The following is a 15,241-nucleotide window of genomic DNA, read 5'->3' as shown; positions in this document are numbered from 1 at the left end:
TATCAAATGCAACCGCTTTCGAAATCGGAACTCGCCGCACTCGAACGTCCGGACCATGACCGGATGCTGGCGCAGGTACAAATCTGGGCCGGGATAAACAGCGGAACCGGCAATCTGAAAGGGCTTGGCACCACGGCAAGTCTGCTCGCCGATGCCTTTACATCGCTGCATGGCGAAGTCGAACTGATCGAACCTGCACCCGTCGAAAAAGTGCTCGCCGACGGCGCAATTGTAGAAGTGGCGCATGGCCGCCATCTGGTTACAACGGTTCGCCCAGACGCGCCAATCCAGCTGTTGCTGACCGGCCATATGGACACCGTCTTCGCGGTCGATCACCCGTTTCAGGAACAACGCTGGCTCGACGAAGGGGTACTGAATGGCCCCGGCGTGGCCGACATGAAGGGCGGAATCGCCGTCATGCTCGCCGCCCTGTCTGCGGCGGAAACCGCGCCAGAATTTCAGCAGATCGGCTATCAGGTGCTGATTAACAGCGATGAGGAAACCGGTTCGGCCTCTTCTGCGGAGCTTATCAAGCAGCTCGCAAGGGGCAAGCTGGCTGCCTTGACCTATGAACCATCCGCGCTGCCCGACGGAACGCTCGCCGGTGCCCGGGCAGGAAGCGGCAATTTTTCGATCATTATCACAGGCCGCAGCGCGCATGCCGGGCGCAATCCGCAAGAAGGCCGCAACGCGGTGTTGGCCGCAGCGGATCTTGCGCTTCGGCTAAAGGCGCTGACACGTGACGGTCTCTCGGTCAATCCGGCCAAGATCGACGGAGGCAGCCCGAACAATGTGGTGCCCGACCATGCAGTCCTTCGCGTCAACCTGCGACCGCACGGCCCAGACCTTCAAGATATAGCTTATAATGAAATCAAGAGATTGATTTCAATTATTGAGCTAGAGCATGAAGTTTCAATTCACCTGCACGGCCATTTCAACCGTCCGCCGAAGCCGCTGACACCCGAGGCCGAAAAGCTGTTCGGACTCGTCAAAAGTTGCGGCGAGGATTTGGGCCTTTCCATCGGCTGGAAGTCGACCGGCGGCGTATGCGATGGCAATAATATCGAGGCTTGCGGCGTACCCGTTGTCGATACGATGGGCGTACGCGGTGGCAGCATCCACAGCAGCGACGAATTTCTGATAACCGAAAGCCTGGTCGAGCGCGCCAAACTCTCCGCCCTCACCCTGCTTCGGATCGCACAAAAAGGGGCAATATGAGTTTCATTATCCGTCCGGCCAATCCGTCGGACCTGCAACCCATGTATGAAATGGCCAAGCGCACGGGTGGTGGGTTCACCAACCTACCGCCTGACCGCAAGGCACTGACAGCAAAGCTCGAGCGTTCTGCCGACGGGTTTTCGCGCATCGGCGAAGGCGTAGAGGATGATCTTTTCGTCTTCGTACTCGAAAACCTTGAAACCTGCGAAGTGCGCGGCACCTGCCAGATTTTCTCGGCAGTCGGTCAGAAATGGCCTTTTTACAGCTATCGCATCGGCGCATTGACCCAGCATAGCGTCGAACTGGAACGCACTTTTCGTGCCGACATCCTCAACCTTTCGACTGATCTGGAAGGTGCGACCGAGGTTGGCGGCTTGTTCCTCCACCCTGGCGAACGCGCAGGCGGGCTCGGCATGCTTATCGCACGCAGCCGCTATCTGTTCATCCGCAACCACCGCGCGCGCTTTGCCGACCGCACTTTGGCCGAATTGCGCGGCGTTATCGACGAAGCCGGGGGATCACCTTTTTGGGATGGCGTCGCCGGTCGCTTCTTCGGCATGAACTTTCAGGATGCAGACGAATTCAACGCCAAATTCGGAAACCAGTTCATCGCCGACCTGATGCCCAAACATCCGGTCTATATCGCGATGCTGTCCGAAGCCGCGCGCCATGTGATCGGCGTTCCCCACCCCACCGGCCGGGCAGCCATGCGCATGCTGGAAGAAGAGGGTTTTGCCTGGGAAAATTACATTGACATCTTTGATGGTGGTCCGACCATGACGGTCCGCACCGACCAGATCCGCAGCGTGCGCGAAGCCAAGGATGCGCAAATCCTGACCATAAGCGACACGCTGGGCGATCCCCATGAAGGCAAGGCTGGCGGCACCAAGATGCTCGTCACGCGCGGCCTTCTCGAAGATTTCCGGGCTTCCTATGGCTGGGTCGAGGTCCAGGACAACGGCGTCATCCTCGATACGCGGTGCGCCAGAAATCTCGGGGTTGGTACGGGCGATACCATTACCTTCGTGCCGCGGTGGTAAGCCATGGCACTCGTCGAGATAAACTTTGATGGCATTATCGGCCCCAGCCACAATTATGCCGGGCTGAGTTTGGGCAATCTGGCCGCAACCAGCAATGCTGGTGCGGTTTCACAGCCGCGCGCAGCAGCCTTGCAAGGGTTGGAGAAGATGCGGACCAATTTGCGTTTAGGTTTGGCGCAGGGCTTTTTCATGCCGCTCGACCGACCAAATAAGCAATGGCTTGCAGGCCTGGCTATCGACATGAAGACAGCAGAGCCACATATCCGCGCGGCCGCCTTCTCGGCTTCGGCAATGTGGGCAGCGAACGCTGCTACCGTTTCGCCGGCACCCGATACGACCGACGGTAAATGCCATTTGTCGGCGGCTAACCTGCTGACCATGGCGCATCGCAGCCACGAATGGACGGGCACGCTCGCGCAACTGAAGCTGGCATTTGCAGACGAACGCCATTTCGTCGTCCATGGACCAGTGCCGCCCCCTTATGGCGATGAAGGGGCCGCAAACTTCATGCGGCTTTGTCCGTCGCACGGTGAATCAGGCCTCGAAATCTTTGTTTATGGCAAATCAGGAGGTCCTTTTCCCGCCCGCCAGCATATTGAATCGTCGAAGGCCATTGCACGGGCGCACATGCTTGACCCGGAACGAACATTGTTCATCCAGCAGTCCGAAATCGCTATCGCTGCCGGGGCGTTCCACAACGATGTAGTGGCTGTCGCCAATGAACGGGTGCTCTTCACCCATGAACAGGCATTTGAAGATCCCGAAGCCGCCTATGCCACAATCCGCGCAAAGATGCCGGAGACAGAGATTGTTGTTGTCCCAGCTGATCGGGTGAGCTTGGCCGATGCGGTGCAAAGCTATCTGTTTAACGCCCAACTCGTCACTCTGCCCGAAAGTGGGGGAATGGCTCTGATCCTGCCCACCGAAGCACAGTCGAATCCGAATGTCTGGGGCTGGCTCGAAGAGCATGTTGCCGGGAATGGGCCGATCCGCAAACTCATACCGGTCGATGTCCGTCAGTCGATGGCCAATGGTGGCGGTCCAGCATGCTTGCGTCTGCGCGTGGTAGCTGACCCGGCAACCGTGGATCAGCGTTTCATCGCAGACGAAGCGAAACTTGCCGTCATGGCCGAAGTGATTGCCAAGCATTGGCCGGAGAGCATCGCACCTGATCAACTGGGCGATGCGGCACTTGTCGAACAGGTTCAAAAAGCACGCCGCGCCCTGCTCGACGCCTGCGGTCTGACCTGTCTGGCCTGACTGTCGAAAAGCTTTACAAAGCGCGTCAGCGTTAACCATCGATACCTAAGGAAATGCTGAACTGGCACGCGGTTTGCCTATACGCGTGTTAACCTATGAAAAAATTTGCCCGCCTGTTCCAGATCAAAACCAAGACCGAGGTCTTCCTGATCACCTATCCACTCGCACTGGGTGCGGTGAAGCGAGGGCAGGATTATATGGCGCTCTATCCAGGCAAGATCGGCTGGATTTTCCTCGCCTTGACATGTGGCGCGGTTTTCCTCGCTTCGGCAAAAATGCTCCAGGCAGTCGAATTGCAGCAGATGTTCGGGCAGGAATAAGGCCCCCAGATTTTGTTGCCCTGCTGATTCCAATTGAAACGCATTTTCAAGCCGGCAAACCGGCTCCCACTTTTCCTGAAAATGCTTGGGGGAAGTGGGGCGCTTCTGTTGCCCGGCGCGCCCCGGCCGCTGTAACCTTTCTGTTGCCCGGCCGGTTCGGCCGCGTTCTTTTAGAATAATCCTAGACCGTGAGGCCCGAGATTATGCTGCGAGAGCAAGTGCTTCGTTATCGTTGGCACTTATGAGTTTTGAACCATTTCACGGCTTATTCATGCCGGGCAAAAACAGCGTCTTTCAACACACGTCGATCCTAGTTCAGCCCCGTCAAAATCCCCTGAATTTCAGGGGTTATGGTGGAGCTGCCGGGTACCGCCCCCGGGTCCGCTGTGCCTATTGCACGCCGCAATTTATCGCCATAGTCCGCCGAAACGAACGCGACCTATATAGGCGGTTTTGGGTGAATGGGAAGTGAAGGAAGCTAAATTCCCTGCATGTTCCGACTCTCGGCGGGAATGTGCACCACCAACCCATCCATTTCTGCCGTCAGATCAATCTGGCACGAAAGTCGGCTTGTGCGGCGTGCACCACTGGCAAGGTCGAGCATGTCTTCTTCGTCGTCGCTGGCAACGGGGAGTTTGTCGAACCACTCTTTCGCGATAACCACATGGCAGGTCGAGCAAGCCATCTGTCCTTCGCAGGTGCCTTCAAGCGGTTGCCCGGCATTCTGGGCGACCTCAAGCAGGTTGCTGCCTGCCTTGGCTTCGACCGTTTGCGTCGTTTCGCCATCGGGGCTGATGAAATGGACTTTCAAACCAATTGCCTTTCTGCCGCCGCTTTGATCAATGATGCCGCGCGTTCGATTTCTTCGAGTGTCGTATAACGCCCGAATCCCAAGCGGATAGAGGATTTCGCCTGTGCGTCGCTCAAACCAATCGCACGCAACACATGGCTGGGGCGCCCTGACCCGCTGGCGCATGCGCTCCCTGCCGAAAACAGCACTTCGCGGCACTCGCTCATAAGACGGGCCACATCCAGCCCATCGAGGCGGATGTTGAGATTGCCTTTGTAGCGGTGCGTGGCGGAGCCATTGATTTCCCAGTCGGTGAAAAGTTCCTTCGCCCGGTTCCACAGTGTTTCAACATGATTGGCGTCCGCCTCCATCCGCTCGGCCGCAAGCGCTGCCGCTGCACCAAAACCAACGCAGAGCGCGGGCGACAAAGTGCCAGACCGCAGCCCCTGCTCTTGCCCGCCGCCATGGATAAGCGGTTGCAGGTGGACACCATTGCGGACCCAAAGCGCACCGATGCCTTTAGGACCATGGATCTTGTGCGCTGAAATGGCAATTAGGTCGGGACCATGGGGTACGGGCATCCGGCCAAAGCCCTGCACGGCGTCGCACAGCAACAGGCCGCCCGTTTCGTGGATCGAAGCGGCAATCGCGCTGATCGGCTGGATTGTTCCGATCTCATTATTCACGAACATCGCCGCAAACAGGCCGGGCGCAGCGGGATCGTGCGCACGCAAACCATCAGCCCGCGTTGGAACAATGCTCCCACCCAAATGCTCCACACAATCGAGTGCGGCGGCATGCTCGGTCGCCAATGCAGTCACTGAAAGTCCGCATCCTTTGGTCGCAAGGTTTATCGCCTCTGTCGCACCGCTGGTAAAAATCACGCGCCCGCCCGCAGGAAGCAGTGCAGCCACTTGTTCACGCGCCGCCTCTATTGCCGCCGCCGCCTGCCGTCCGCCGACATGCACGCTGTGCGGGTTCCAGAAATTCTTCTTCAACCAAGGTTCCATCGCTGCAAACACTTCGGACGCGAGTGGCGTCGTCGCCTGATAGTCGAGATAGATGCTTGCGCTCATGCTGCTTGTGCGCGCTCTCGGATAGTTTTCCATGTCGCTATGAAACGGTCGATATCTGCCTCTTTGGTTTGCGGACCAAAGCTGACGCGAACAACCTCACCGGCTGCTTTTGCGTCCCAACCCATTGCTGTGAGAACATGGCTCGCCTTCAACGTACCGGACGAGCAGGCACTGCCCGCGGATACCGAGATTCCAGCTAGATCGAACGAAATCAACTGGCTGGATGCCGATACACCCGGCATCCGGTAGCTTCCAATCGTGGCAAGACGCGGCACCCCTTTGGCAATCACATCGCCATCCTCATACTCGATCGCTGTTTCCAATTTTGTCCTAAGGGCGCTCGCTTCAACCAGCCAATCGGATCCAGCCTCTAGTGCTGCTGCTAGGCCAAGGATTGCAGGCAAATTCTCGGTACCGCGCCGGTAACCCTTTTCCTGTCCTCCAGTTGGCCGCAGCAATGCCAGATCCTTAACCAGCAAAGCACCCAGGCCAGGCGGCCCGCCCAGCTTATGTGCCGATAATATTATAATATCAGCATCCGGCAGCTGTAATTTTCCGGCACCTTGCGAGCAATCTGCGACGAGCAATCCGCCACCTGCGCGTATGCGTGCACCAAGTTCGGGCAATGGCTGAATCACTCCGGTTTCGTTATTGACCTGCTGAATCGCGTATCGCCGACCTTTTGCAATAATTCCCAACTGGACCAGGCCATTGCCATCGACCGAAAGCCGGGGCTCCTCACCGACCGCAGACAAAACAGCGTCGTGCTCTACTGCACTTGCCACTGCGTCAAAGCCATCTAGGGCCAGTCCAATCGCCTCACTGGCGCCGCTCGTGAACAAAATCTCACCGTCCCAACGCAACGCCTTGCCTATCCGCGTACGGGCGTTCTCAAGTGCTGCACGCGCGGCCCTGCCCTCCCCATGTGGTGAAGATGGGTTAGCCCAGCGCTCAAGCGCATCCGCCATCGCAGCGCGCACACTCGGCAGAACCGGTGTCGTTGCGGCATGGTCCAGATAGAGACGTTCTTGCGCCATTATGGGGTGCTGACATCCGTGATGGTTGCGAATTTCGGTTTGCCTTCTATATAGCCCATCGACTGCTGCCTAGCCCGAAGGGTGAAACAGCCCCACCCTATATCACGATTGAACCAAGCATATGCCCGCCATTGCCATTCCCGGTCCCGAAGGCCGTATCGAAGCCCGCTTCTCTCCGCCGCCGCGCCCGCGCGCGCCGGTCGCGATGATCCTGCACCCGCATCCGCAGGCTGGCGGCACGATGAACGACCGTATCACGCAGGCGATGTACAAGACATTCGTCAACCGCGGCTTTGCCACGCTGCGTTTCAACTTTCGCGGCGTCGGCCGCAGCGAAGGCGAATTTGACAATGGCATAGGCGAACTGTCCGATGCAGCCGCTGCGCTCGACTGGATCCAGGCCTTCCATCCGGAAGCCTCGACCACATGGATCGCTGGGTTCAGCTTTGGTGCGTGGATTGGCATGCAATTGCTGATGCGTCGTCCCGAAGTGCGCGGCTTTATCTCGGTATCGCCGCCGGCAAACATGTATGATTTCAGCTTTCTGGCACCCTGCCCGTCATCGGGGATCATCATCCACGGCACCCAGGATGAGGTGGTGACACCCAATTCGGTACAAAAGCTGGTCGATAAATTGCGGACGCAGAAGCACATCACCGTGCACCATGACGAAATCCCGCGCGCGAACCATTTCTATGAAAATGAAATGGATCTGCTGATGGCCTCGGTCGACAATTATCTCGATATGCGGCTCGACCCGGCCTGCCCGATCAAGTGACCGCCTAAATCTTTTAGTTGGGCTGGTCGGTGGATTCCGCCAATGACCGGCCCTGCTCGTCCGGCACGGTCCAGATCGCGATATTTACGAACAGCACCAAGGCCGCCGCAATCATAAGCCAGACTTTCTGGCCCAAGCCATCGCGCTTCCACAGCCGCCACGCGCCCCATAGAAGCGCGAAACCGGCAATCATGGCGATTGAGAGCAAGGCGGATGTCATACCGCCCCGATAAAAGCTGTGGAAGGGCGCGGTCAAGCCGCCAATGAGGCTATATTCTGCATGGCCTTTTGAAGACACCTACCCTAGAGAGCGCGCATCCCGATTCACCCGCGTGGAAGGACAGGCCCATGCGTATTGCCATTGCTTCCGATCATGCCGCTATCGCGCTGAAATCTGCGTTGATAGAGCATTTGCAAAGCGCCGGTCACGACGTGGCAGACCTTGGTCCCTACGATGAATCGTCGGTCGACTATCCGGATTATGGGTACAAGCTGGCAGAAGCGGTCGCAGCCGGGGACGCGCAATTTGGCGTAGCGCTGTGCGGCTCAGGCATCGGTATTTCAATCGCAGTCAACCGCAACCCTGCCTGTCGCGCAGCTTTGGTTTCTGAGCCATTGTCGGCCAAACTCGCACGCGAGCACAACGACGCCAATGTGATTGCAATGGGCGCCCGCCTGACTGGCATCGACATGGCGAAGGCCTGTCTCGACACATTCCTCGCCACCCCTTTTGCCGGTGAACGCCATGCGCGCCGCGTCGGCAAGCTATCCAATCCCGCCTTTACGAAGGATCCCGTATGACTGCCACCGCCGCCAATGATATCCAGCCTGATGGTTTCTTCACCCAAAGCCTTGCCGAACGCGATCCCGAAATCGCCGGCTGGATTGACAAGGAACTGCAGCGCCAGCAGGAAAAGATCGAACTGATCGCTTCGGAAAACATCACCTCGCGCGCGGTGCTGGAGGCAACTGGTTCGGTGCTCACCAATAAATATGCCGAAGGCTATCCGGGCAAACGCTATTATGGCGGCTGCGAATATGTAGATGAGATCGAAACCATCGCGATCGAGCGTGCCAAGAAGCTGTTCGGTTGCGGCTTTGCCAATGTGCAGCCGAATTCGGGCAGCCAGATGAATCAAGCGGTGTTCCTTGGCCTTTTGCAACCAGGCGACACCTTCATGGGGCTTGATCTTGCCGCCGGTGGCCACCTGACCCATGGCAGCCCCGTCAACATGTCGGGCAAATGGTTCAATCCCGTCGCCTATGGCGTGCGCCGTGATGACTGCCGCGTCGATATGGAAGAGGTCGCGCGCATCGCTCATGAAAACAAGCCGAAGCTCATTATCGCTGGCGGTACGGCCTACTCACGTATCTGGGACTGGGCGGCCTTTCGTGCAATTGCCGATGAAGTCGGCGCACTCCTGCTGGTCGACATGTCGCACATTTCGGGACTCGTCGCAGGCGGTGCCCACCCCTCGCCCATTCCGCACGCACATGTCGTGACAACCACAACGCACAAGTCGCTCCGTGGCCCACGTTCGGGCGTGATCCTGTCGAATGACGAAGCGATTGCGAAAAAGATGAACTCGGCGATCTTCCCGGGTTTGCAGGGTGGCCCGTTGATGCATGTCGTTGCGGCCAAGGCGGTGTGCTTTGCCGAAGCGATGCGGCCCGAGTTCAAAACCTATGCGGCAAATGTCGTCGAAAATGCCCGCGCGCTGGCTTCCAGCTTGCAAGAGCAGGGCCTTGATATCGTTTCGGGCGGAACCGACAACCATTCGATGCTGGTCGACCTGCGCCCGAAACAGGCGAAGGGCAAGCATGCCGAGCATGCTCTCGACCGCGCCTCGATTACCTGCAACAAGAACGCCATCCCTTATGACACAGAAAAGCCGTTCGTAACGTCCGGCCTGCGTCTCGGCACTCCGGCAGGCACGACGCGCGGTTTTGGGCCTGCCGAATTCCGTGAAATCGGCCGTATGATTGCCGATGTGGTCGAAGGATTGCGCAAGAACGGCGAAGCGGGTGACGGCCAGATAGAAGCCAAAATAAAGGCCGAAGCTGAGGCACTATGTGCACGCTTCCCGATTTATCCGTCCTGAGCTATATTCGCACTTGAAAAGGACAAGTGACTTACTCATCTAATACAGAGATGAAGGGAGACAAGTGATGTCCCAGATGTGCAATGAATGTGCAGCCGAAATCAGCGACGGCATGAAATTCTGCCCGAAATGTGGCGCAAAGACACCTGAGCGATTGGCGGAAGAGAGCTTCCCCAATCAAGCAAAGCATTATGTCGGAGAGGCTGCGGATGAATTGTGGGGTGCAACCAAGGATGCCTTCCACACCGGCAAACACCTAGCCGACACCGATTCCGCAAAGAAAGTGGCCGGCGGTGCCGCGCTAGGTGCAGCAGCGGCCCTGATAGCTCCTGTTAGCATCGCAACCGGTGCGGTGATCGGAGCGGGAATTGTCGCATACCGCCACATGAATAAGAAAAAGAACCAAGAAAAAGAGAAATAATGCGTTGCCCCTTTTGCGGACATGATGACAGCCAGGTAAAAGACAGTCGCCCGACAGAGGATGGCGCCGCCATTCGCAGACGGCGTCAGTGCGAAGGCTGTGGCGCACGCTTCACGACCTTTGAACGTATTCAGTTGCGCGAACTGACAGTCCTAAAAACCGAAGGCCGGCGCGAACCATTCGAACGCGAAAAACTCGAGCGTTCGGTCGCCGTGGCATGTCGCAAACGACCTATCGATCAAGCCAGAATAGACAAACTGGTGTCGGGTATCCAGCGCCAGCTCGAAACACTGGGCGAAACCGAGATTGAATCTGCGAAAATTGGTGAATTTGTGATGGAAGGGCTCAAAGGCCTGGATACCGTCGCTTATATCCGCTTTGCCAGCGTGTACAAGGAATTTGCCGAAGCCAAAGACTTTGAGGAGTTCGCAGGTAGCGTCGCCGAAGCAGCAAAGAAGTGAGCGAGCCGCCGATTATCATTCTCGTCCGGCCACAGCTGGGCGAAAATATCGGTAAGGCCGCGCGCGCCATGCTTAATTTCGGTCTTACCCAGATGCGGATCGTCAACCCGCGTGATGGCTGGCCGAATCCGTCAGCCGGGCCAGCGGCATCCGGAGCAGATATTGTCCTAGAACAGGCGCAAGTGTTCGATACGCTTGCCGAAGCCACTGCCGATATAAGCCACATCTACGCAACCACCGTACGCAAACGCGGCGTTACCAAGCCGGTGCTCACACCGCAGGAAGCTGCGGGCGAAATCGTTACCGCACAAGGTCGCAGCGCTATCCTGTTCGGTGCAGAGCGATCCGGGCTTGAAACCGACGAGGTTGCAGCTGCCCGCAAGATTATTACCGTACCCATCAATCCGGAATTCGGTTCGCTCAATCTGGCACAGGCAGTCATTTTGTGCGCCTATGAATGGTCAAAGCATCAGGGTTTGGCCAGCCCACCCAAAGTCGACATCGCCCCCCCTGCCCCGCAAAAAGAACTGGATGGCATGATCCGGCATCTTTTCGGCCTTTTGGAGGATCGGGGATATTTCTTTCCCGAAAAACGCACCGCAGTTACACAACAGACATTGCGCAATCTTCTAACCAAACCCGGCTGGAACAGCCTGGAGATGCGAACACTGCGCGGCGTCCTTAGTGCATTCGGAAAAGCTCGTCAGGATTGATTGCCAATACTGATAGTGCGAGATAGACGCGTGCCCTCTTTCAACTACGGAAATCTTCAATGTCGTTATTCGCTGCCATTTTTCTAATTTCGTCCGCAATTGCGCCAACCGAACCAGTCTCGCAGCAGAATGTCGACACGCCTGTTCAGCCGGCAGTTGCCGCCAAAAAGAAGCCGAAAAAGATTTGCAGAGCCGACGACCGCACCGGCCAGGGAAGCCGCACAGCAAAGCGCATTTGCAAGACTGCGGAACAATGGGGCTTGGTCGAACGCGAAAGCGTAGATGGCCAGATCGAATCTATGGGTACCAAGACACGGTAATTTGTCGCGTAGTGGGCCAGCTCTAATATTCAGCCGCGCAATGCGTCCCAGCGGCCATATTCATAGGCTATCGAGCCTTCGACCAGCGCTTCCCACATCTCGGCAATGACGTCCTGCGGGATACGCAGATCGAGTGCGGCCTTCCGCGCATTAGCGATAACTTGTGCCTTGCGAACCTCGTCACGCACTGTCTCGCGATCCTGCTTGATGCGCGCTGCGGCGTCCATATAACCGAAACGGCGGGCAAGAAGCTCGACCAGCTGCGCATCGACATTGTCGACACCGGCGCGAACTTCGGCCATGTTGGCGCAATCCGCCGGGTCTTTTACGCCTTGGGAAGAAGTTTCTATTGTCATGGCCCGCGCCATTAGGGTTCAGTCGGCTTTCTGTCGAGCCGATACTTGACTTTGTCCACACTCCCCGCCATAGGCGCGCCTTCGCAATTGGCCCCACACCCCGGTGAAGTGGCGGCCGCACTAGGTAAATTGGCTTGGTGGTGCGATCCGGGACCTGAAAATTGAGGCAAATTGAAAGGACTTTGACACATGTCGAAGCGTCAGAATTCGAAGTATAAAATTGACCGTCGTCTTGGTGAAAATATCTGGGGTCGTCCCAAATCGCCCGTCAACCGTCGCGAATATGGCCCCGGCCAGCACGGTCAGCGCCGCAAGGGCAAAATCTCCGACTATGGCCTCCAGCTCCGCGCCAAGCAGAAGCTGAAGGGCTATTATGGCGACATCACCGAAAAGCAGTTCAAGCGCGCTTATCAGGAAGCGAACCGCATGAAGGGCGATACCTCGCAGAACCTTATCGGTCTGCTCGAGCGCCGCCTCGACATGATTGTGTATCGCGCCAAGTTCGCACCCACCATCTTCGCGGCTCGTCAGATCGTCAGCCACGGCCACATTCGCGTCAACGGCGTGAAGTGCAACATTGCCAGCCGTCAGGTTGACGTCGGCAGTGTTATCAGCCTGGGCAACAAGGCCAAGGAAATGGCGCTGGTTATCGAAGCACAGGGCCTCGCTGAACGCGATATTCCGGAATATGTCAGCCCCGATGGCAATGACAAGGTAACCTTCACGCGCGTTCCGACGCTCGACGAAGTACCCTATCCGGTGAAGATGGAGCCCAATCTGGTCGTCGAATTCTATTCGCGTTAATCAGCGGTCCATCGCAAATGTTCGAAAGAGCGGCCTCGGCCGCTCTTTTATTGTCCGCCAGAAACAGCCGTTCGTCGAAAACGACATCAGAACTGTTGCAACTTTACAACATATTCTGAGTTTATATTTACAAATTTGCGTAACATTCATTGGCCAGCAAGAATTGGCTTCCTACATAGGGTTCAGCCACTGACGTGGTTTATCTCCCTAAAATCAAGGATATAAAAATGAAAAAACTCCTCATTCTTGCTTCGGCTGCTGTAGCTGTGATCGCGACCCCTGCCATGGCTGCAGGCGAAGGCCGCGTCGAAGGCCGCGGTGCACTTGGCTGGGGCGGCGGCTCCGAAGATTTCTTCGCTGGCGTCGCTGCCGGTTATGATATCGACCTCGGCGAGACCGCATTTGTCGGCCCCGAAGTGTCCTATGACACCAACTTTGATGGTGCCGATCTTGTCAACCTCGGCGGCCGCCTCGGTGCCAAAGTTGGCGAAAAGGGCAAGCTGTACATCGCTGCCGGCTATGAAGTGAACGACATTGAAGAAATCAATGCGGGCGTTGGCTATCAGCACAGCTTCAACGACAAGGTGTTCGGCAAGGTCGAATATCGCCGTTATTTCCTGAACGGCACCGATCTGAACGCCGCTGGCGTTGGTATCGGCGTGAAGTTCTAAGCTTTTAGCCTGCAAAATTAGCGGGGCGGCTCCAGCAATGGAGCCGCCTTTTTTGTTTGAGCCCACACTCTGCCTCTGGCAGAAGCTGCGCAATTCGTTTTCTGGAGAATGACATGCGCCTTTTGACGCTCGCCTTGGTTTCCGCGCTTGCCCTTTCGGGGTGCAAAAAGATTGATGATTCAGGCTCCGGCAGTTTGCCTGAAGTTTCGGTTCCAGATTTGTCGGAAGCGACGATGAAGGACATCACCCGCACGCTTTCGTCCGATGCCTTTGAAGGGCGTGCGCCCGGCACAGCGGGTGAAGAAAAAACCGTCGCGCTGATGATCGAAAAGTTCAAAGCCGCAGGTCTCGAACCGGGGAACCCTTCGAGCGACAAGGATGGCGGCTGGACGCAGGACGTGCCGCTGGTCGAAATCGCGGCCAAGAATTTCTCGCCGCTCATAGTCACCGGCAAAGACGGCAAGGCGATGAGCTTTGCTTATGGCACCGAATATGTTGCGGGGACCTATCAGGAACAGGCGAAAATCGACATCAAGGACAGCGATGTTGTCTTCGTCGGTTACGGGATCAACGCCCCTGAAAAGGGCTGGAACGATTATGCGGGCGTCGACGTGAAGGGCAAGACCGTCCTTATCCTCGTCAACGATCCAGACTTTGAAACACCCGGCCTCGAAGGGCCGTTCGGCGGCAAGGCAATGACCTATTATGGCCGCTGGACCTATAAGTTCGAAGAAGCCGCACGCCAAGGCGCTGCTGCTGCACTGATCGTCCACGATACCGCGCCTGCGGCCTATGGCTGGAATGTGGTCAATTCGAGCTGGACCGGACCTCAATTCCTTGCCCAATCTAAAAATGGCGGTGCTGACCAGACCAAGGCCAATGGCTGGGTGCAAAAGGATGTAGCCACCAAAATCATGGCCGCTGGCGGGCAGGATTTGGCCAAGGCGATGGCTGCGGCAAAAACCAAGGGTTTCAAAGCTGTTTCACTTGGCCTTAAAGCCGGAGTCAGCTTTGAAAATGCAATCTCTAAGAAAAACAGCCGCAACATCATTGGCGTATTGAAGGGCGCGAAGCGTCCTGACGAATATGTGCTCTACACTGCACATTGGGACCATCTTGGACGTTGCACACCCGTTGACGGCGACGAAATCTGCAATGGCGCGGTAGATAACGCCACTGGCACTGCGGCTCTTGTCGCGCTTGCAGAAGCGCACAAGAAAGCCGGTGCACCCGACCGCAGCATCGTTTTCCTGGCGGTGACGGCTGAAGAGTCCGGCTTGCTCGGCTCCAAATATTATGCGGAGAACCCGATCTACCCGCTGGCGAAGACCGTCGGCGGTGTCAACATGGACGCTTTTTCGATGTCGGGTCCTGCCAAGAACCTGACCGTTATCGGCATGGGCAAGTCGGACCTGGACAGCTATCTGAACGCCGCCGCGAAAATCGAAGGCCGCACGCCTGATCGCGAGCCTACTCCTGAAAAGGGTTTCTATTATCGTTCGGACCATTTCAGCTTCGCCAAGCTGGGCGTGCCAATGGTCTATTTCGAGGGCGGAGACGATCTGGTCAATGGCGGCAAGGAAGCCGCCGAAAAGGCGGCCAAAGACTATGAAGAGAACCGCTATCACGCGCCCGGTGACGAATTTGACGAAAGCTGGGATTGGTCAGGTGTGATGGCCGACCTGCGACTCTATTACCGCGTCGGACGGATGCTCGCGATGACCAGCGCATGGCCCAATTGGGTCGAAGGCGATGAGTTCCGCGCAATCCGCGACAAAAGCCGCGACGCGAAATGAACCCATCGGCTATATCCTTTGATATGCAAGGAAAACGTAGCGTCAACTAGTCTCTATCTGCTTGTAAAAAACAGCCAT

At 57.0% G+C, this 15,241-nt stretch carries 19 protein-coding genes and 1 other RNA gene; 14 read left to right on the top strand and 6 right to left on the bottom strand.

Annotation, left to right across the window (positions count from 1 at the left end; all coding sequences use genetic code 11):
* Positions 1 to 6: 6 nt before the first annotated feature.
* The 4 genes from DXH95_RS04330 to DXH95_RS04315 all read left to right on the top strand — a co-directional run bounded on the left by DXH95_RS04330 (position 7) and on the right by DXH95_RS04315 (position 3,838).
* Positions 7 to 1,218 carry a hydrolase gene (locus DXH95_RS04330; RefSeq protein ID WP_115548198.1) on the top strand — a complete coding sequence of 404 codons (1,212 nt, stop codon included), beginning with the start codon at positions 7 to 9 and terminating at the stop codon, positions 1,216 to 1,218.
* Complete coding sequence (locus DXH95_RS04325; protein WP_115548197.1) at positions 1,215 to 2,258, top strand: arginine N-succinyltransferase; 1,044 nt, start codon at positions 1,215 to 1,217, stop codon at positions 2,256 to 2,258. Before DXH95_RS04330 ends, DXH95_RS04325 begins: the two co-directional genes overlap by 4 nt.
* A 3-nt stretch (positions 2,259 to 2,261) precedes the next feature.
* Positions 2,262 to 3,518 (top strand): N-succinylarginine dihydrolase, encoded by a 1,257-nt coding sequence (locus tag DXH95_RS04320; protein WP_115548196.1) that lies wholly within the window; start codon positions 2,262 to 2,264, stop codon positions 3,516 to 3,518.
* A 95-nt stretch (positions 3,519 to 3,613) separates the two neighbouring features.
* Positions 3,614 to 3,838, top strand: a complete 225-nt coding sequence (locus DXH95_RS04315; protein ID WP_115548195.1) for a hypothetical protein — start codon at positions 3,614 to 3,616, stop codon at positions 3,836 to 3,838.
* 128 nt (positions 3,839 to 3,966) lie between these two features.
* Here DXH95_RS04315 and ssrA read toward each other — a convergent pair.
* The 4 genes from ssrA to DXH95_RS04295 form a co-directional block, all read right to left on the bottom strand.
* Positions 3,967 to 4,310: a transfer-messenger RNA gene (gene ssrA, locus DXH95_RS04310) on the bottom strand.
* 6 nt (positions 4,311 to 4,316) lie between these two features.
* Positions 4,317 to 4,649, bottom strand: coding sequence for a 2Fe-2S iron-sulfur cluster-binding protein (locus tag DXH95_RS04305; RefSeq protein WP_239016537.1), 333 nt, complete (start codon positions 4,647 to 4,649; stop codon positions 4,317 to 4,319).
* Positions 4,646 to 5,704: a cysteine desulfurase family protein gene (locus DXH95_RS16205; protein WP_239016536.1), complete on the bottom strand. Its 1,059-nt coding sequence runs from the start codon at positions 5,702 to 5,704 to the stop codon at positions 4,646 to 4,648. The genes DXH95_RS04305 and DXH95_RS16205 overlap by 4 nt, the downstream gene beginning before the upstream one ends.
* Positions 5,701 to 6,741 carry a cysteine desulfurase family protein gene (locus tag DXH95_RS04295; protein ID WP_115548192.1) on the bottom strand — a complete coding sequence of 347 codons (1,041 nt, stop codon included), beginning with the start codon at positions 6,739 to 6,741 and terminating at the stop codon, positions 5,701 to 5,703. The genes DXH95_RS16205 and DXH95_RS04295 overlap by 4 nt, the downstream gene beginning before the upstream one ends.
* A gap of 121 nt (positions 6,742 to 6,862) precedes the next feature.
* Here DXH95_RS04295 and DXH95_RS04290 point away from each other — a divergent pair, with 121 nt between their 5' ends.
* Positions 6,863 to 7,519 carry an alpha/beta hydrolase gene (locus tag DXH95_RS04290; RefSeq protein WP_115548191.1) on the top strand — a complete coding sequence of 219 codons (657 nt, stop codon included), beginning with the start codon at positions 6,863 to 6,865 and terminating at the stop codon, positions 7,517 to 7,519.
* Between the two features lie 13 nt (positions 7,520 to 7,532).
* Here the strand turns inward: DXH95_RS04290 and DXH95_RS04285 are convergent, their stop codons facing one another.
* Positions 7,533 to 7,739: a hypothetical protein gene (locus DXH95_RS04285; protein ID WP_115549391.1), complete on the bottom strand. Its 207-nt coding sequence runs from the start codon at positions 7,737 to 7,739 to the stop codon at positions 7,533 to 7,535.
* A gap of 128 nt (positions 7,740 to 7,867) precedes the next feature.
* On the opposite strand from DXH95_RS04285, the gene rpiB reads away from it, so the two are divergent.
* The 6 genes from rpiB (at position 7,868) to DXH95_RS04255 (ending at position 11,536) form a co-directional block, all read left to right on the top strand.
* Entirely contained in the window at positions 7,868 to 8,320 is a 453-nt protein-coding gene (gene rpiB, locus DXH95_RS04280) for a ribose 5-phosphate isomerase B (protein ID WP_115548190.1), read from the top strand.
* A complete protein-coding gene (gene glyA, locus DXH95_RS04275; protein WP_115548189.1) occupies positions 8,317 to 9,621 on the top strand; it encodes a serine hydroxymethyltransferase in 1,305 nt (434 codons plus the stop codon). The genes rpiB and glyA overlap by 4 nt, the downstream gene beginning before the upstream one ends.
* Before the next feature lie 67 nt (positions 9,622 to 9,688).
* Positions 9,689 to 10,042: a zinc ribbon domain-containing protein gene (locus DXH95_RS04270; protein WP_115548188.1), complete on the top strand. Its 354-nt coding sequence runs from the start codon at positions 9,689 to 9,691 to the stop codon at positions 10,040 to 10,042.
* Positions 10,042 to 10,503, top strand: a complete 462-nt coding sequence (gene nrdR / locus DXH95_RS04265) for a transcriptional regulator NrdR (RefSeq protein WP_115548187.1) — start codon at positions 10,042 to 10,044, stop codon at positions 10,501 to 10,503. The genes DXH95_RS04270 and nrdR overlap by 1 nt, the downstream gene beginning before the upstream one ends.
* Positions 10,500 to 11,216, top strand: coding sequence for an RNA methyltransferase (locus DXH95_RS04260; RefSeq protein WP_115548186.1), 717 nt, complete (start codon positions 10,500 to 10,502; stop codon positions 11,214 to 11,216). Before nrdR ends, DXH95_RS04260 begins: the two co-directional genes overlap by 4 nt.
* Positions 11,217 to 11,275: 59 nt before the next feature.
* Positions 11,276 to 11,536 (top strand): hypothetical protein, encoded by a 261-nt coding sequence (locus DXH95_RS04255; RefSeq protein ID WP_115548185.1) that lies wholly within the window; start codon positions 11,276 to 11,278, stop codon positions 11,534 to 11,536.
* A 29-nt stretch (positions 11,537 to 11,565) separates the two neighbouring features.
* On the opposite strand, the gene DXH95_RS04250 is transcribed toward DXH95_RS04255, so the two are convergent.
* Positions 11,566 to 11,892 (bottom strand): chorismate mutase, encoded by a 327-nt coding sequence (locus DXH95_RS04250; RefSeq protein WP_115549390.1) that lies wholly within the window; start codon positions 11,890 to 11,892, stop codon positions 11,566 to 11,568.
* 189 nt (positions 11,893 to 12,081) lie between these two features.
* Between DXH95_RS04250 and rpsD the strand changes: the two genes are divergently transcribed.
* From rpsD to DXH95_RS04235, 3 genes are all read left to right on the top strand, one after another.
* Entirely contained in the window at positions 12,082 to 12,696 is a 615-nt protein-coding gene (gene rpsD, locus DXH95_RS04245; protein WP_115548184.1) for a 30S ribosomal protein S4, read from the top strand.
* A gap of 227 nt (positions 12,697 to 12,923) precedes the next feature.
* On the top strand, positions 12,924 to 13,367 hold the full coding sequence (locus DXH95_RS04240; protein WP_115548183.1) for an outer membrane protein: 444 nt from the start codon (positions 12,924 to 12,926) through the stop codon (positions 13,365 to 13,367).
* Positions 13,368 to 13,480: 113 nt separating this feature from the next.
* On the top strand, positions 13,481 to 15,163 hold the full coding sequence (locus tag DXH95_RS04235; RefSeq protein WP_115548182.1) for a M28 family metallopeptidase: 1,683 nt from the start codon (positions 13,481 to 13,483) through the stop codon (positions 15,161 to 15,163).
* Positions 15,164 to 15,241: the final 78 nt, after the last annotated feature.

The organism is Sphingorhabdus pulchriflava, assembly GCF_003367235.1.
In the GTDB taxonomy this organism is placed as follows: domain Bacteria; phylum Pseudomonadota; class Alphaproteobacteria; order Sphingomonadales; family Sphingomonadaceae; genus Sphingorhabdus_B; species Sphingorhabdus_B pulchriflava.
This window is presented reverse-complemented; position numbering and strand designations above follow the sequence as displayed.

Coding starts and splice junctions, on each gene's coding strand:
- DXH95_RS04285 (WP_115549391.1), bottom strand. CDS start 7,739: ATGACATCCGCCTTGCTCTCAATCGCCATGATTGCCGGTTTCGCGCTT.
- DXH95_RS04250 (WP_115549390.1), bottom strand. CDS start 11,892: ATGACAATAGAAACTTCTTCCCAAGGCGTAAAAGACCCGGCGGATTGC.
- DXH95_RS04325 (WP_115548197.1), top strand. CDS start 1,215: ATGAGTTTCATTATCCGTCCGGCCAATCCGTCGGACCTGCAACCCATG.
- DXH95_RS04235 (WP_115548182.1), top strand. CDS start 13,481: ATGCGCCTTTTGACGCTCGCCTTGGTTTCCGCGCTTGCCCTTTCGGGG.
- glyA (WP_115548189.1), top strand. CDS start 8,317: ATGACTGCCACCGCCGCCAATGATATCCAGCCTGATGGTTTCTTCACC.
- DXH95_RS04240 (WP_115548183.1), top strand. CDS start 12,924: ATGAAAAAACTCCTCATTCTTGCTTCGGCTGCTGTAGCTGTGATCGCG.
- DXH95_RS04290 (WP_115548191.1), top strand. CDS start 6,863: ATGCCCGCCATTGCCATTCCCGGTCCCGAAGGCCGTATCGAAGCCCGC.
- DXH95_RS04255 (WP_115548185.1), top strand. CDS start 11,276: ATGTCGTTATTCGCTGCCATTTTTCTAATTTCGTCCGCAATTGCGCCA.
- DXH95_RS04270 (WP_115548188.1), top strand. CDS start 9,689: ATGTCCCAGATGTGCAATGAATGTGCAGCCGAAATCAGCGACGGCATG.
- nrdR (WP_115548187.1), top strand. CDS start 10,042: ATGCGTTGCCCCTTTTGCGGACATGATGACAGCCAGGTAAAAGACAGT.
- rpsD (WP_115548184.1), top strand. CDS start 12,082: ATGTCGAAGCGTCAGAATTCGAAGTATAAAATTGACCGTCGTCTTGGT.
- DXH95_RS04330 (WP_115548198.1), top strand. CDS start 7: ATGCAACCGCTTTCGAAATCGGAACTCGCCGCACTCGAACGTCCGGAC.
- DXH95_RS04320 (WP_115548196.1), top strand. CDS start 2,262: ATGGCACTCGTCGAGATAAACTTTGATGGCATTATCGGCCCCAGCCAC.
- DXH95_RS04295 (WP_115548192.1), bottom strand. CDS start 6,741: ATGGCGCAAGAACGTCTCTATCTGGACCATGCCGCAACGACACCGGTT.
- DXH95_RS16205 (WP_239016536.1), bottom strand. CDS start 5,704: ATGAGCGCAAGCATCTATCTCGACTATCAGGCGACGACGCCACTCGCG.
- rpiB (WP_115548190.1), top strand. CDS start 7,868: ATGCGTATTGCCATTGCTTCCGATCATGCCGCTATCGCGCTGAAATCT.
- DXH95_RS04315 (WP_115548195.1), top strand. CDS start 3,614: ATGAAAAAATTTGCCCGCCTGTTCCAGATCAAAACCAAGACCGAGGTC.